Below are 14057 nucleotides of genomic sequence, written 5' to 3'. Positions count from 1 at the left end.
GTATCAACAATAATAAACACCCGCCAGCCAGACGGTAAAAATCGCGCAAACCCGGGCTGGGGTAAAAAATATTAGTATTCAGTGGCTTAGCGTGAAAAAAAGTATTGACACGCTGCGTCGATTGCGTAGAATGCCGCCTCACAGCAGGCACATAGCTCAGTTGGTTAGAGCACCACCTTGACATGGTGGGGGTCGTTGGTTCGAATCCAATTGTGCCTACCAAACATCACCGCCCCTGCTGGCGGTACACGAAAAAGGCGATCCGAGAGGGTCGCCTTTTTCGTTTGGGCCGTTTTCATGGGCGCGGCAAAGCTGCTGATTTTTTTGTACATTTCGCTTTACGAGGGGGCTTGAACCTGAGTAGAATGCGCCCCGCAGCAGGCACATAGCTCAGTTGGTTAGAGCACCACCTTGACATGGTGGGGGTCGTTGGTTCGAATCCAATTGTGCCTACCAAACATCACCGCCCCTGCTGGCGGTAACACAAAAAGGGCGACCCGCAAGGGTCGCCCTTTTTGTTTGCCTGAAGCAAAGGGCGCAGCCGGATTGCTCGGGCCGCGCGGTGCATCAGGGGATACGGGTGATCTCCACGCCGCTCTGTACCAGCTCGAAGCGATCCTCGCCCAGGTGGTTGACCCGATCGCCGATGGCCAGGCGATAGCTGGTGATCGGCAAGGAGTCGGCACTTCCATCGGCCTGCAGGGTGGCTTCCTGAAATTCATGAACGGGGTAGATGCGTCCTTCAGCATCCCGAGCATGAAATTGTCCGACCAGTACTGCTGTCATTTGGCGTGTGCCCTCTGAAATGTTCTCTATGGGCCATAGACCACTGTTTTGCCTGGGAAGTTTAGTCCCCCTGGAAAAAAACCTGTGGGCCGCGCCGTAGCGTCTATAACTACCACTTCTCTATGTCGATCAGGTTGGAGCGTGGTCATGAGCCAGGTCTATTCGGTTTCGGTGTTGGTAGGCAGCTTGCGCAAGGAGTCGATCAACCGCAAGGTCGCCAGGGCGCTTGCAGAGCTGGCACCGGCCAGCCTCAAGCTAGGTATCGTCGAAATTGGCGAGCTGGCGTTGTACAACGAGGATATCGACACCGACCCACCGGCAGCCTACAAGGCCTTTCGCGACAAGGTGCGTGCCAGCGACGCGGTGCTGTTCGTGACCCCCGAGTACAACCGCTCGGTGCCCGGGGTGCTCAAGAACGCCATCGACGTCGGCTCGCGCCCGTATGGGCAGAGCGTGTTCAGCAAGAAGCCGGGGGCGGTGATCAGTGTGTCGCCGGGGGCGGTGGGGGGCTTTGGTGCCAACCACCACCTGCGCCAGTCCCTGGTGTTTCTCGATGTGCCCTGCATGCAGCAGCCAGAGGCCTATGTGGGTGGGGCGGCGACGCTGTTCGACGAACATGGCAAGCTTTCGGAGAAGACCCGGCCGTTTCTGCAGAGCTTCATCGACAGTTATGCGGCGTGGGTGGCGCGGCACCTGGCATAGGGCCCAGGCGCGCCCTTGGCTGGCGAGGGCGGCTCCTGGCCTGCAGGAGCCGCCTTGCCGATTGCAGGAGCCGGCCTTGCCGGCGAAAGCCCAACGTGGTCTATACCCCCTGCGGCATCTCACCCTGCGCCAAACGCCGATTGATATCCTCCACCACCTGCGGCAGGTCATTGATGGTGTCGATCAGGTAGTGTGGGCGTGACCCTTCGAACAGCGCATGAATGCGCGCACGCTCGCTGGCCAGTTGCTCGGCATCCAGTGCCAGGTAACCTTCATGGGTCAGCCCCAGCGCGTTGCCCGAGCACACCAGCGCCACGGTCCACATGCCGGCACGACGCCCTTCCAGAATGCCCGGTACGGTGTCGTCCACCTTCACGCACGCCGCCACATCGTCGATACCCAGCGCAATCACGTTGGCCAGCGCCTGGGCCGGCCACGGGCGACCGTTGGGGGTCTGGTCTGTGGCCACCACATGGTCGGCCACATAGCCATTGTGCCCAGCCAGTTCCACTACCTTGTCCATCACCACCTTCGGATAGCCGGAGCACGAACCGATCTTCAGGCCCTGCCGGCGCAGGGCGCTGATGGTCTGCAGTGCGCCGGGGATCAGCGCCGAATGGGTGGCGATCTTTTCGATCTGCAGCGGCATGAAGCGGTTGTAGAGCGCCGTCACGTCATCATCGCTCGGCACGCGGCCGAACACCGCGCGATAGCGCTCGGCAATCTGCGGCTGGTCGCACAGCGTGCGGATATGGTCCCACTTGCCCATGCCCATGGGGCCGCGGGCCTCCTCGATGGACACCTGTACATCGAATTCGGCAAAGGCCTCGACGAAGATCTGCGTGGGGGCGAACGAGCCAAAGTCGACCACGGTTCCGGCCCAGTCGAGAATGGCCGCTTGCAGCTTTGTGGGGTTGCTGTAGTTCATCATTGCGTTCCTTGTTCGGTATACCGCAGAAAATGGGGATAAAACGGAATCAGATGTGCAGCACTTCCATTTCCCGCAGCGCATCGGCCACGGCCCGGACCGCGGCGCGCATCTCGTGGGGGCCGACGCAGCCGATGCAGCCCACGCGGAATGTCTCGACCTGGGTCAGCTTGCCGGGATAGAGGATGAACCCCTTGGCCTTGACCCGTTCGTAGAAGTCCGCGAACTGGTAGCGCGGGTCACGCGGGGCGTGGAAGGTGACGATGATCGGGGCCTGGATGGCGGCGGGCAGAAAGCTGCGCAAGCCGATGGCCGCCATGCCGTCGAGCAGGGTCTTGCAGTTGCTTGCATAGCGCTGGTGGCGCGCCGCCAGGCCGCCTTGCTCGTGGTACTGCAGCAGCGCCTCGTGCAGCGCCGCCACCACGTGGGTGGGCGGGGTGAAGCGCCACTGGCCGGTGCGGGCCATGTAGGCATGCTGGTCATGCAGGTCCAAGGCCAGCGACGGCGAGTTGCCCTCGGCGCCAGCCAGTGCGGTCTTGTCGGTGAACACGAAGCCCATGCCCGGTACGCCTTCGAGGCACTTGCCGGACGCCGCGATCAGGGCATCGAAAGGCACCTGGGCCGCGTCGATCGGCAGGGCGCCGAACGAGCTCATGGCGTCGATGATCAGGCGCTTGCCGTGATCGGCGACGACCTGGGCGATCTGCGCCAGCGGGTTGAGGATGCCGGTACTGGTTTCGCAGTGAATCAGCGCCACGTGGGTAATGCTGGCATCGGCGCGGATCAGGCGTTGGACATCGGCGGCGGTGGTGGGCTGGTCTTCGGCGGTCTCGAAGGTGGTGAATGCGCGGCCCAGCACCTGGCAGATCCTGGCCAGGCGTTGGCCATAGGCGCCGTTGACCAGTACCAGCACCTTGCCGTCACGGGGCACCAGCGTGCCGATGGCCGCCTCCACGGCGAAGGTGCCGCTGCCTTGCAGGGGCACGCAGTGGTGGCTGGCGTGGCCATTGACGATGCTCAGCAACTGCTGGCACAGGTTGGCGGTCAAGGTGTTGAATTCGCGGTCCCATGAGCCCCAGTCGAGCATCATCGCCTGCCGCGTGCGTGCCGAGGTGGTCAGGGGGCCCGGCGTCAGCAGGACGGGGGTGTGGGTCATGGCGATGCTCCTCGCAAGCGGTGGGCTGAAACTACGGTGCCTACGTTGCAATTGCGCGCTTCATCAATCAAATTGTTTGTTGTTATGCCAACCATAAGTCAGGCCGATAGATATGAACCTGTTCCAGCTTCGCGCTTTCGATGCGGTGGCCCGCGAGGGCAGCTTTACTCGCGCTGCCGCGCGCCTGTTCATCAGCCAGCCAGCGGTCACCGGGCACATCAAGGCACTCGAGGAGCATTACCAGATCACCCTGCTGCGGCGCACTGCGCGGCGTGTGGAGCTGACCGAGGAGGGCACCCGCCTGGCCGCCATCACCCGCGCGATGTTCGGCCTGGCCGAGGAGGCGCAGGTGATGCTCGAAGCCAACCGCCAGTTGCTTACCGGGCGCCTGGAAGTTGCCGCCGACGGGCCACACCAGGTCATGCCGATGCTGGCCCAACTGCGCGTGCGCTACCCCGGCATCACGGTCAACCTGCGCCTGGGCAATGCCCAGGAAACCCTGGCGGCGCTGCTGTCCGAGCATGCCGACGTGGCCGTGCTGACCGAGGTCGAACCGCGCAAGGGCCTGCACCTGCAGGCCCTGGGGTCGTCGCGTATCTGTGCCTTGCTGCCGGCCGGCCATCGCTGGGCCAGCCGCCCCGAGTTGCCCCTTGCCGAACTGGACCAGCAGATCATGGTGCTGCGCGAACCCGGCTCGATCACCCGGCGCACCTTCGACCAGGCCTGTGCCCGGGCCGGGGTGCAGCCACGGGTGCTGCTGGAGCTCGACAGCCGCGAAGCGGTGACCGAGGCGGTGGCCGCGCAGCTGGGGCTGGGTATCGTCTCGTCGATGGAGACCAGCCACGATCCGCGGGTGGTGGCCCGGCCCATAGAGGGGCCAGGGCTGGTCAACCAGCACATGCTCGGTTGCCTGGAGCGGCGCCGCGAGTTGCGCCTGATCCAGGCCTTTCTCGGCCTGGCGTCACCGGCATGACACGGCGTTGGCGTTTTGCCGTCGGCCCCCTAAGATGGCCGGCACACACCACCTGCAACACGAGTGAGGGTCGATGAAGGAGAAAGACACCATCTCCATGCAACTGGTGCGCGAGGCCCTGTTGCAAAGCAGCGCACCCGGCGCGGCGGCTGCGGCGTTGCTGCAGCGGGTGGGGATCGACCCGCAGCAACTGGAGCAGCCCCAGGCCCGCGTGCCGGCCAGTGCCTATGCCCGGCTGTGGCGGCTGCTGGCGCGGCGCTGCAACGACGAGTTCTTCTGCATGGACCCGCGTGGGCTGCGCAGCGGCAGCCTGGCGTTCATCTGCCGCTCGTCCATGGCCCAGCCGACCCTGGGCGCGGGCCTGGAGTGCGCGCTGGGGTTTCTGTCGCTGATGCTCGAGCACCTGCACCCGGTGCTGGTGCGCCAGCAGAGCCTGGCTGAAATCGTGATCGGCGAACCCGCCGAGGCGCCGCGCCGACCCTTCACCTATTTCACCTTCTGGATGATCGTGCATGGTGTGGCCTGCTGGCTGGCGGGTCGGCGCATTCCGATTCTGGCCATCGAATTGCGCTGCGCCGAGCCGGACTACTGCGATGACTACCGCGTGATGTTTTCACAGAACCTGCAGTTCGAGCGCCCACGCACGCGGCTGATTTTCGCTGCCGATTGCCTGGACCTGCCGCTCAGGCGCACACCCGAAGAGCTGCAGCGTTTTCTGGCCGAGGCGCCGGCCAACATTCTGGTGAAGTACCGCGACCCCACCAGCCTGGCGCGGCGGATCCGCGACGACCTGCGCCAGTTGCCCGCCAGCCAGTGGCCGGATGCCGAGGCACTGGCCCAGCAGCTGTGCCTGTCGGCCTCCACCCTGCGTCGACGCCTGGCCGAGCAGGGCCAGACCTACCAGGCCCTCAAGGACAGCGTGCGCCGCGAGCTGGCCATCGGCTGGCTGGCCGATGCGCAGGTCAGCTACGTGGAGATCGCCGAACGCCTGGGGTTTGCCGACACCAGTTCGTTCTACAAGGCCTTTCGCAAGTGGTCGGGGTGCAACCCCGGGCATTACCGCAGCCTCGTGCTGGGTTCGGGCTGAGGCCGCGAGGCAAGCCTTCCCGCTCCCTTGCCGGCGGGGCTGTTCCTAGTCTGGGTGCCCACCCCTTGATGGAGCAGGCGCCATGAGCCCGACCTCGAGCACCCGCAAAACCACCGGCACCACAGACGATCCCACCATTCTCGATCAATTCATCGCCGAACGCCTGCCGGGTTGGCTGCGCACGGCATCCAGGGAACAGGCGCGCGCAGTGAGCGCTGCATTGATCCGGCATCAGGCGTCGCTTGAAGCGTTGACCGAGTTGTTCCAGCTCCTGCAGTCGCCCGACGTGTTCGCTGCGCCCCTGCTGGACAAGGCCTTGCGCGACACCCTGGGGCTGCAACTGGACACGCGTGCGGCGCACTGGAAGGAAGTGCGCCTGCGTCAGTACCGCCCGGGGCTTTCGGTCACGCCCATGCCTTATCTGGAGGCGATCGAGATCCAGAGCCCGCTGTTGCAGCGTGCCCTGCAGAACTTCAGCGAGACTGCCGGCGGCTACTGGGGATTCTTTCGCGGCACGGCGATCGTGTCTGCGGGTCAGGCACTGGGCGTCGCGCCCGAGCGGTTTGCCGGCCTGTGCCGCACGCTGGACCTGGGCCAGAAGTATCAGGCTCATCTGGACAGTGTGCTCGACCCGCCGGATGACGCACTCAAGCGCCAGCGCCATGCGCTGCTGGCCCGCGAACAGCGCGATCAGCTGGATGTGGCCGCCCAGGTCGGCTACCTGAAAAAGGACATCGACGAGGTGGCCTACCGCATGCTGCGCCAGGTGGTCGACGGGGCGAGCCAGGTGACTTACGCCGAGCACCCGGTAAGGGTGCGCAGCATCGAGGTGCTGGGGCAGCAGGTACAGGGCGCGGTCGCCTTTCTGGCCCGTGGCGAACCCCTGGAGGGGGCGATACGCTGGACCGAGGCCGGCCTGGTGCGCCAGGTGGTGGTGTTTCTGCCTGGCGATCCGCAGCGCCCGCTGCGTCAGTATCCGACCTGGTATGCCTGTGCAACCGATCTGGGCCTGGCCTTGAAATCGGCTGATTACCTGAGCTACTTCCAGAGCCTGATCAGCCTGCAGGAGCGTGCAGCTTTCGGCGCGGCGTGGCAGGCGCAGCGAGACGCGGCGCGCCCGGACCTGGAACTGCTCGATTACCCACTGGCCGGAGAGTTGTTCGCCAGCCTTGCGCAATGGCGTATCGCCCGGCTCAAGGCCGACGCAGCGGTGCTTGCCGTGCCTACGGCCAGGGTCGACGATGCGCTGGCCGAAGCACGTCGCGAGGCCTACCTGGCCGCAGGTGAAACCCTGCTCGGCATAGCGGCCTCGTTCGTCCCCGGGGTTGGCCAGATCATGCTGCTCAGTAGCGTCGGGCAGTTGCTGGGCGAGGTCTATGAGGGCGCCGTCGACTGGAGCAAGGGCCAGCGCAAGGAGGCCCTGGCGCATCTGACCGGCGTGGCCGAAAACGTGCTGGCCAGCGTTGCAACAGGGGCGGGTGTGGCGGGCCTGGTGGCGGTGGCCAAACGGTCGGCCTTCGTCGACGGCCTCATGCCGATAGTGCGCAGCACGGACCAATACAGGCTGTGGAACGAAGACCTGGCAAGCTACCGTCATGCCCACCCTTTGCCTGAAACCCTGGTGCCGCGCAGCGATGGCTTGTATGAGGATGCAGGCGCGCTGTGGCTCAGGCATGAAGGGCAGACCTATCAGGTTCAGCAGCGCAATGGGCGCTGGGTTATGGTGCACCCGCAGCGTGCCGAAGCCTACTCGCCCGGCCTGGAAACCAATGGCGAAGGCGCCTGGCGCCTGCCTGGCGAGCATGCGCTGCAGTGGGCGGGCAATGCCCTGCTGATGCGGCGCCTGGGCCCGCTGGCCGAAGGGCTGAGCGATGCGCAGATCGACCAGGTCATGGTCATTGCCGGTATGGACGAGGCGCGCCTGCGCGGCCTGCACGTGGAGAACCGGGGCATGCCGGTTCGCCTGCGCGATACCCTGGTCCGCTTCGGTATCGATACGCGCATCTCGACATTCTTCGAGCGTCTGCACCGGCAAACCGATGCCCAGGGCCTGGACCCTGTGCTCCATGCCTTCTGCAGGGAGCATCTGCAGGGTGTCGAAGACGCGGGGCAGGACTCGGAGCTCGATCACATCTGGGAGCAGATGCCGCGCTTGCGCTTCGAACTGTTCGAGCACCTTGAGGCGGCCACGCTGACCGCTGCCGATAGCCGTGTGAGCCTGTTGCAACGTGACTTCCCCGGGCTGGCGCGACGCTATGCCCAAGCGCTGGCAGAGCAGGCCGATGCCACGCAGCGCCAGATGATGGATCAGACTCGCCGCATTCCCCTGGCGGTCGCCGAGCAGGCACGCCACACCTTGCGTGAGGCGCGATTGAGCAGGGCGCTGGAGGGGTTGTGCCTGCAGAACGTGCACAGTGACGACAGCGTGGGCCTGGCCTTCGGCTTGCTGCGACGCATGCCGGCCTGGCCCGACGGGCTGAACCTGGAGCTGCGCGAAGGTTCGTCCAGCGGGCGGGTGATCGAGCGCCAGTTGTCACTCAGCGATACCCGCCAGACCCGCGTGCTGGTGCGTCGCGACGGGCAGTTTTCGGTGTACGACACTGAAGGCTACGAGCTCGACGACGAGATCCCGGCGCCCCAGGGGATGTTCGAGGCGATTGCCTGCTGCCTGACGCGCGAGCAGCGTCGCGCCCTGGGCTGGACGCGTCATGACAGCGCGGCACAAATGCGCGAGGCCCTGGCTGCGCGGGCCCTGGCCAATCCCTCCGAGGCCGCGCAACTGATCGGGCAGGCGCGCTCGGCCGGGCGCTTCAGCCCGCCCCAACGCTTGCCCGACGGTCGCATCGGGTATCCGCTCAGTGGCCGGGGCAGTGCGACACAACGGTCCCTGGTCAGTGTGGTGCGTGTGCTGTTCCCGGGCTATGACCAACTCCAGATCGATGTGCTTCTGACCGAACTGCAGGGGGGCTCGGTTGAACCGATGACGGCACTGATGCGCCTGCTGGACCAGTACCAGCGCCTCGATGCGAGCCTACAGCTGTGGTGTCGGGAGGTCTTTGGCCAGTCCCGCGAGTGGCGACGCCTGGTGGCCGATGAGCTGCGCCGGTGCTGGCGACGACAGACCGATCGCGTGACCAATGGGGGTGGCACGCTGATCGGCTATCGCCTGAACCTGGTGGCGATGCCGGTGGGGCATCTGCCGCCGCTGGGGGCCGGTATCGATTTTTCCCACGTGATAGACCTGAGCCTGGTGGGCATGGGCCTGACCGAGCTGTCGAACAGCTTCCTGCAACGCTTTGTCGGCGTGCGCTGGCTCAACCTGGCCAACAACCGCTTCGGGCGCATACCGCCTGCCTTGAACGGCATGAACTGGTTGCGTGAGGTGAACCTGAACCTCAACCAGATCAACCTGCGCAACACCGGGGTCAATACCCTTGCGTCCCTGCATCGGCTTGAAGTGCTGAACCTGGACAACAATCCCATCGAGATCCTGCCGAACATGGCCGGCATGTACAACTTGCGCCACGTGTGGTTGCGCAGTACGCGCCTGCAGCTGTTCCCGACCGGGTTGCTCGAATGCCCGTTTCTGGATGTGGTCGACTTGCGCGACAACCTCATCACCCAGTTGCCGGAGACGTTCTTCGTGCCCGAGTCGCTGAACATCTACCTGCTCCAGCGTAACCCCCTGCCGCAAGCCACCTGGGACCGCATCAACGATCTGCAGCAGTTGCTGCCCGTGGTGGAGGCTGCGGCCGGTGTCATGGTACGTGCTGAAACGACTGCGCAAGCCCGCGCACTATGGCTGGAGCTGGCGAACGAGGCGCAGCTGGATGTGCGCAGCCGTTACTGGGACAGCCTGATTGCAGAGCCTGGCGCCGCAGACTTCTTCCAGTTGCTGACCGAACTGACCGGGTCGGCGGATTTCCAGCATACCCGGGCCGAACTGGACCAGCGCGTGTGGCGCATGCTCGAGGCGATGGCGCAGCACACGGCGCTGCGCGAGGAACTGTTCGAGCTGGCGGCCAGCCCGACCACGTGCGTGGACAGCGTGTCGTCCACCTACAGTGCGCTCGAAGTGCGGTATTTGCTGTTTCAGACCGTGCGCGCGGACAGCCCGAACGAGCAGCAGGGCGAAGCGTTGCTCGCCTTTGCGCGGCGTCTGTTTCGTCTTGAACAGGTCGAACAGTTCGCGCGTGCCGACATCCAGGCCAGGACGCAGGAGGCGCGTGGGGTGGACGAGGTCGAGGTGAGCCTGGCCTATCGCACCCGTCTGGCCGCTGCACTGGACCTGCCCGGGCAACCGCGCAACATGCAGTTCGCCGAAGTGGCCGCCGTGGCACCGGCACAGATACACGAGGCCCAGCGGGTCGTGCTGGCTGCCGAGCAGACCGACCAGCTGGCAACGTTCATCAGCGGCCGGGATTTCTGGCTGGCCTACCTGCGCCAGGCTCACGAAGGCGAGTTCGAGCAGGTCGAACAACCGTTCTGGGATCGACTCGAGGTGCTGGCCGCGCAACAGGGCACGCTGCAGGAAGGGGTGTACCTGACGCGAATGAACGCATTGCGCAGCGAACGCGAGGCGGCAGTGCAGGCGCTGGCATTGCGCCTGACCCAGGCGGCGCTGGAGGCTGCCGCGCCGCCTGCGGGCTAGCGCTGGGGGCTGTGCAGGCAGTGGCCAAACCAGTCATCCAGATTGACAGCTTTGGCCATTGTCGCTGCGCGCTGGTGGCGCGACTATCGTCAGATCATTCGTTCTATTCCAACAATAAGAAACGAGGAGTCTGGCAATGCGTGATTACCACGACGCGCAGCGTGCTTTCGATTACCTGCACACTGCCGATGCCGTGCTGGCGGGCAACCTGGGTGCGCTCAACGCCTGCGTCGAGTGTTGCGACCGGCACGCCGCCGAGGGCGGCGTGGCCTTGTACTGGGAGCGCCACGACGGGGCCTGCGCGCAGTACACCTTTGCCGACCTGCAGCAGCGCGCCGCACGCCTGGCCAATGTGCTCAAGGCGCAAGGCGTGGGGCCGGGCGACCGGGTGGCGGGGCTGCTGCCGCGCACCGTCGAGCTGCTGGTCACGGTGCTCGCCACCTGGCGACTGGGGGCGGTCTACCAGCCCCTGTTCACTGCCTTCGGGCCCAAGGCCATCGAGCACCGCCTGCACAGTTCCGGCGCCCGCGTGGTGGTCACCGACCGCACCAACCGCCCGAAGCTCGACGAGGTCGAGGGCTGTGCGCGGATCATTACCGTCGATGCCCAGGCCGGCAGCGGCGACCTGGATTTTCACACTGCCCTCGACGCTGCCAGCGCCGACTGCGCGCCTGTGCTGTTGTCCGGGGAGGCCCCCTTCCTGCTGATGTTCACCTCCGGCACCACCGGCCCGGCCAAGCCGCTGGAGGTGCCGTTGCGGGCCATCGTGGCGTTTCAGGGCTACATGCGCGACGCCATCGACCTGCGCCCCGAAGACAACTTCTGGAACCTGGCCGACCCCGGCTGGGCCTACGGCCTGTACTACGCCGTCACCGGGCCGCTGGCGCTGGGCCAGGCCACCACCTTCTTCGACGGCCCGTTCAGTGTCGAAAGTACCTGCCGGGTGATCGACAAGTACGCCATCACCAACCTGGCCGGGTCGCCCACGGCCTATCGCATGCTGATCGCTGCCGGCCAGGCCTTCGCCGAGCCGATCAAGGGCCGCCTGCGGGTGGTCAGCAGCGCCGGCGAACCGCTCAACCCGGAGGTGATCCGCTGGTTCGCCGAACACCTGCAGGTGCTCATCCACGATCACTATGGCCAGACCGAACTGGGCATGGTGCTGTGCAACCACCACGGCCTGCGTCACCCGGTGCACCTGGGCTCGGCCGGCTTTGCCATCCCGGGTCATCGCATCGTTGTGCTTGATGAACAGCAGCACGAACTGCCGCCCGGCCAGCCCGGCATCCTCGCGGTGGACCGCGAGCAGTCACCGCTGTGCTGGTTCGGTGGCTACCACGGGGTCCAGACCAAGGCCTTCGTCGGCAAGTACTACCTCAGCGGCGACACGGTGGAGCTGAACCAAGACGGCAGCATCAGCTTTGTCGGGCGCAGCGACGACGTGATCACCACCTCCGGGTATCGGGTCGGGCCGTTCGATGTGGAAAGCGCGCTGATCGAGCACCCGGCGGTGATCGAGGCCGCCGTGGTCGGCAAGCCGGACCCGGAGCGCACCGAACTGATCAAGGCGTTCGTGGTGCTGGCCAGCGGCGTGGAGGGCACGCCGGAGCTGGCCGAAAACCTGCGCCAGCATGTGCGCCAGCGCCTTTATGCACATGCCTACCCGCGCGAAATCGAATTTGTCGGCGAGCTGCCCAAGACCCCGAGCGGCAAGCTGCAGCGTTTCATCCTGCGCAATCAGGAAATAGCCAAACAACACACCGCGCCGGCGCCCGTCGCCAGCGCCTGAGGACCCCTTATGCAAATTGCCAACAAGAACTTCATCGTCAGCGGCGCCGCCTCCGGGCTGGGCGCCGCCACCGCCGAGATGCTGATCGGCGCCGGTGCCCAGGTGATGCTGGTGGACCTTAACGCCGAGGCCGTTGCAGCCAAGGCGCAAGCCCTGGGTGACAAGGCCCGTTTCGCCGTGGCCGACATCAGTCAGGAGGCCCCGGCCAAGGCCGCCGTGGACGCGGCCGTCAGCGCCTTTGGCAGCCTCCACGGGCTGGTCAACTGTGCCGGCATCGTCGGCGCCGAGAAGGTCCTGGGCAGGCAGGGGCCGCACGGCCTGGACAGCTTCAGCCGGGTGATCAACGTCAACCTGATCGGCAGCTTCAACCTGCTGCGCCTGGTGGCAGCGGCCATGGCCGAAGGCGGTGCCGACGCCGACGGCGAGCGCGGGGTGATCATCAATACCGCCTCCATCGCCGCCTATGACGGGCAGATCGGCCAGGCGGCCTACGCTGCCTCCAAGGGCGCGATTGCCAGCCTGACCCTGCCGGCCGCCCGCGAACTGGCGCGCTTCGGTATCCGCGTGATGACCATCGCGCCGGGCATCTTCGAAACCCCGATGATGGCCGGCATGACCCAGGAAGTACGCGACTCGCTGGCGGCCGGCGTGCCGTTCCCGCCGCGTCTGGGCCGCCCGCAGGAGTACGCGGCGCTGGCGCGTCACATCATTGAAAACAGCATGCTCAACGGCGAGGTGATCCGCCTCGACGGTGCCTTGCGCATGGCTGCCAAGTAATTCAGGAGAACCGCATGAGCATGTCCCATGATCCCATCGTAATCGTCAGCGCCGTGCGCACGCCCATGGGCGGCCTGCAGGGCGATCTCAAAAGCCTGACTGCACCGCAACTGGGCGCTGCCGCCATTCGCGCAGCCGTCGAGCGTGCGGGCGTGGCTGCCGACAGCGTCGACCAGGTGCTGTTCGGCTGCGTGCTGCCGGCCGGTCTCGGCCAGGCCCCGGCACGCCAGGCGGCCCTGGGGGCCGGCCTGGACAAGGGCACCACCTGCACCACCCTGAACAAGATGTGCGGCTCGGGCATGCAAGCCGCGATCATGGCCCATGACCTGCTGCTGGCCGGTACCGCCGAGGTGGTGGTGGCCGGCGGCATGGAGAGCATGTCCAACGCCCCGTACCTGCTGGACAAGGCGCGCAGCGGCTACCGCATGGGCCACGGCAAGGTCATCGACCACATGTTTTTCGACGGTCTGGAAGATGCCTACGACAAGGGTCGCCTGATGGGCACCTTTGCCGAGGACTGCGCCCAGGCCCAGGGCTTCAGCCGCCAGGCTCAGGACGACTTTGCGATTGCCTCGCTGACCCGTGCGCAACAGGCGATCGAGAACGGCAGCTTTGCCGCCGAGATCGTGCCGGTGGAGGTGACCGAGGGCAGGCAGACCCGCCTGGTCAGCCACGACGAACAGCCGCCCAAGGCCCGCCTGGACAAGATCGCGCAGCTCAGGCCGGCGTTTCGCGAAGGCGGTACGGTCACGGCAGCCAACTCCAGCTCGATTTCCGACGGTGCGGCGGCGCTGGTGCTGATGCGCAGGTCCCAGGCCGAGCAGCGCGGCCTCAAGCCACTGGCGGTGATCCACGGGCATGCGGCGTTCGCCGACGAGCCTGCACTGTTCCCCACCGCGCCGATCGGCGCCATCGATGCGCTGCTCAAGCGCACCGGCTGGAGCCTGGCCGAGGTCGACCTGTTCGAAATCAACGAGGCGTTCGCGGTGGTCACCCTGGCGGCGATGAAGCAGCTGGACCTGCCTCACGACAAGGTCAACATCCACGGCGGCGCCTGCGCCCTGGGCCACCCCATCGGTGCATCGGGCGCACGTATTCTGGTGACCCTGCTTGCCGCGCTGCGCCAGAAGGGCCTGCGCCGCGGCATCGCGGCCATCTGCATCGGCGGTGGCGAAGCCACGGCCATGGCTGTCGAGTGTCTGGACTGA

General features: G+C 65.9%; 10 protein-coding genes and 2 tRNA genes. 9 read left to right on the top strand and 3 right to left on the bottom strand.

What is annotated here, in order from left to right; all coding sequences use genetic code 11:
- The first annotated feature begins 145 nt into the window (after nt 1-145).
- Together NJH59_RS22705 and NJH59_RS22700 are read left to right on the top strand one after the other, a co-directional pair.
- A tRNA-Val gene (locus NJH59_RS22705) sits at nt 146-222 on the top strand.
- A 157-nt stretch (nt 223-379) separates the two neighbouring features.
- A tRNA-Val gene (locus tag NJH59_RS22700) sits at nt 380-456 on the top strand.
- A 111-nt stretch (nt 457-567) separates the two neighbouring features.
- On the opposite strand, the gene NJH59_RS22695 is transcribed toward NJH59_RS22700, so the two are convergent.
- On the bottom strand, nt 568-786 hold the full coding sequence (locus tag NJH59_RS22695) for a hypothetical protein (RefSeq protein WP_043859680.1): 219 nt from the start codon (nt 784-786) through the stop codon (nt 568-570).
- Nucleotides 787-933: 147 nt separating this feature from the next.
- Here NJH59_RS22695 and NJH59_RS22690 point away from each other — a divergent pair, with 147 nt between their 5' ends.
- Entirely contained in the window at nt 934-1488 is a 555-nt protein-coding gene (locus NJH59_RS22690) for an NADPH-dependent FMN reductase (RefSeq protein ID WP_100634741.1), read from the top strand.
- Nucleotides 1489-1588: 100 nt separating this feature from the next.
- Here NJH59_RS22690 and phnX read toward each other — a convergent pair whose 3' ends face one another.
- Complete coding sequence (gene phnX, locus NJH59_RS22685; protein WP_100634742.1) at nt 1589-2416, bottom strand: phosphonoacetaldehyde hydrolase; 828 nt, start codon at nt 2414-2416, stop codon at nt 1589-1591.
- A gap of 49 nt (nt 2417-2465) precedes the next feature.
- Complete coding sequence (locus NJH59_RS22680) at nt 2466-3572, bottom strand: 2-aminoethylphosphonate--pyruvate transaminase (RefSeq protein ID WP_210014510.1); 1107 nt, start codon at nt 3570-3572, stop codon at nt 2466-2468.
- Between the two features lie 112 nt (nt 3573-3684).
- Between NJH59_RS22680 and NJH59_RS22675 the strand changes: the two genes are divergently transcribed.
- The 6 genes from NJH59_RS22675 (at nt 3685) to NJH59_RS22650 (ending at nt 14057) form a co-directional block, all read left to right on the top strand.
- Nucleotides 3685-4545 carry a LysR substrate-binding domain-containing protein gene (locus tag NJH59_RS22675; RefSeq protein WP_058541894.1) on the top strand — a complete coding sequence of 287 codons (861 nt, stop codon included), beginning with the start codon at nt 3685-3687 and terminating at the stop codon, nt 4543-4545.
- A gap of 73 nt (nt 4546-4618) precedes the next feature.
- Entirely contained in the window at nt 4619-5632 is a 1014-nt protein-coding gene (locus tag NJH59_RS22670) for an AraC family transcriptional regulator (protein ID WP_043859675.1), read from the top strand.
- A gap of 82 nt (nt 5633-5714) precedes the next feature.
- Nucleotides 5715-10283, top strand: a complete 4569-nt coding sequence (locus NJH59_RS22665; protein WP_253087342.1) for an NEL-type E3 ubiquitin ligase domain-containing protein — start codon at nt 5715-5717, stop codon at nt 10281-10283.
- A gap of 136 nt (nt 10284-10419) precedes the next feature.
- On the top strand, nt 10420-12072 hold the full coding sequence (locus NJH59_RS22660) for an AMP-binding protein (RefSeq protein ID WP_253087341.1): 1653 nt from the start codon (nt 10420-10422) through the stop codon (nt 12070-12072).
- A 9-nt stretch (nt 12073-12081) separates the two neighbouring features.
- Nucleotides 12082-12849, top strand: coding sequence for an SDR family NAD(P)-dependent oxidoreductase (locus tag NJH59_RS22655; protein ID WP_058541897.1), 768 nt, complete (start codon nt 12082-12084; stop codon nt 12847-12849).
- Nucleotides 12850-12863: 14 nt separating this feature from the next.
- Nucleotides 12864-14057 carry an acetyl-CoA C-acyltransferase gene (locus NJH59_RS22650; protein WP_058541898.1) on the top strand — a complete coding sequence of 398 codons (1194 nt, stop codon included), beginning with the start codon at nt 12864-12866 and terminating at the stop codon, nt 14055-14057.

Origin of the sequence: Pseudomonas sp. VE 267-6A (genome assembly GCF_024126555.1) — a bacterium.
Classification (GTDB): domain Bacteria; phylum Pseudomonadota; class Gammaproteobacteria; order Pseudomonadales; family Pseudomonadaceae; genus Aquipseudomonas; species Aquipseudomonas palmensis.
Note: the sequence above shows the minus strand (reverse complement) of the source record. Positions and strands in the feature narration are given on the sequence as shown.

What these genes read in the sequence shown, in the direction of transcription:
- NJH59_RS22695 (WP_043859680.1), bottom strand. Translation starts at nt 786, where the DNA reads ATGACAGCAGTACTGGTCGGACAATTTCATGCTCGGGATGCTGAAGGA.
- NJH59_RS22690 (WP_100634741.1), top strand. Translation starts at nt 934, where the DNA reads ATGAGCCAGGTCTATTCGGTTTCGGTGTTGGTAGGCAGCTTGCGCAAG.
- phnX (WP_100634742.1), bottom strand. Translation starts at nt 2,416, where the DNA reads ATGAACTACAGCAACCCCACAAAGCTGCAAGCGGCCATTCTCGACTGG.
- NJH59_RS22680 (WP_210014510.1), bottom strand. Translation starts at nt 3,572, where the DNA reads ATGACCCACACCCCCGTCCTGCTGACGCCGGGCCCCCTGACCACCTCG.
- NJH59_RS22675 (WP_058541894.1), top strand. Translation starts at nt 3,685, where the DNA reads ATGAACCTGTTCCAGCTTCGCGCTTTCGATGCGGTGGCCCGCGAGGGC.
- NJH59_RS22670 (WP_043859675.1), top strand. Translation starts at nt 4,619, where the DNA reads ATGAAGGAGAAAGACACCATCTCCATGCAACTGGTGCGCGAGGCCCTG.
- NJH59_RS22665 (WP_253087342.1), top strand. Translation starts at nt 5,715, where the DNA reads ATGAGCCCGACCTCGAGCACCCGCAAAACCACCGGCACCACAGACGAT.
- NJH59_RS22660 (WP_253087341.1), top strand. Translation starts at nt 10,420, where the DNA reads ATGCGTGATTACCACGACGCGCAGCGTGCTTTCGATTACCTGCACACT.
- NJH59_RS22655 (WP_058541897.1), top strand. Translation starts at nt 12,082, where the DNA reads ATGCAAATTGCCAACAAGAACTTCATCGTCAGCGGCGCCGCCTCCGGG.
- NJH59_RS22650 (WP_058541898.1), top strand. Translation starts at nt 12,864, where the DNA reads ATGAGCATGTCCCATGATCCCATCGTAATCGTCAGCGCCGTGCGCACG.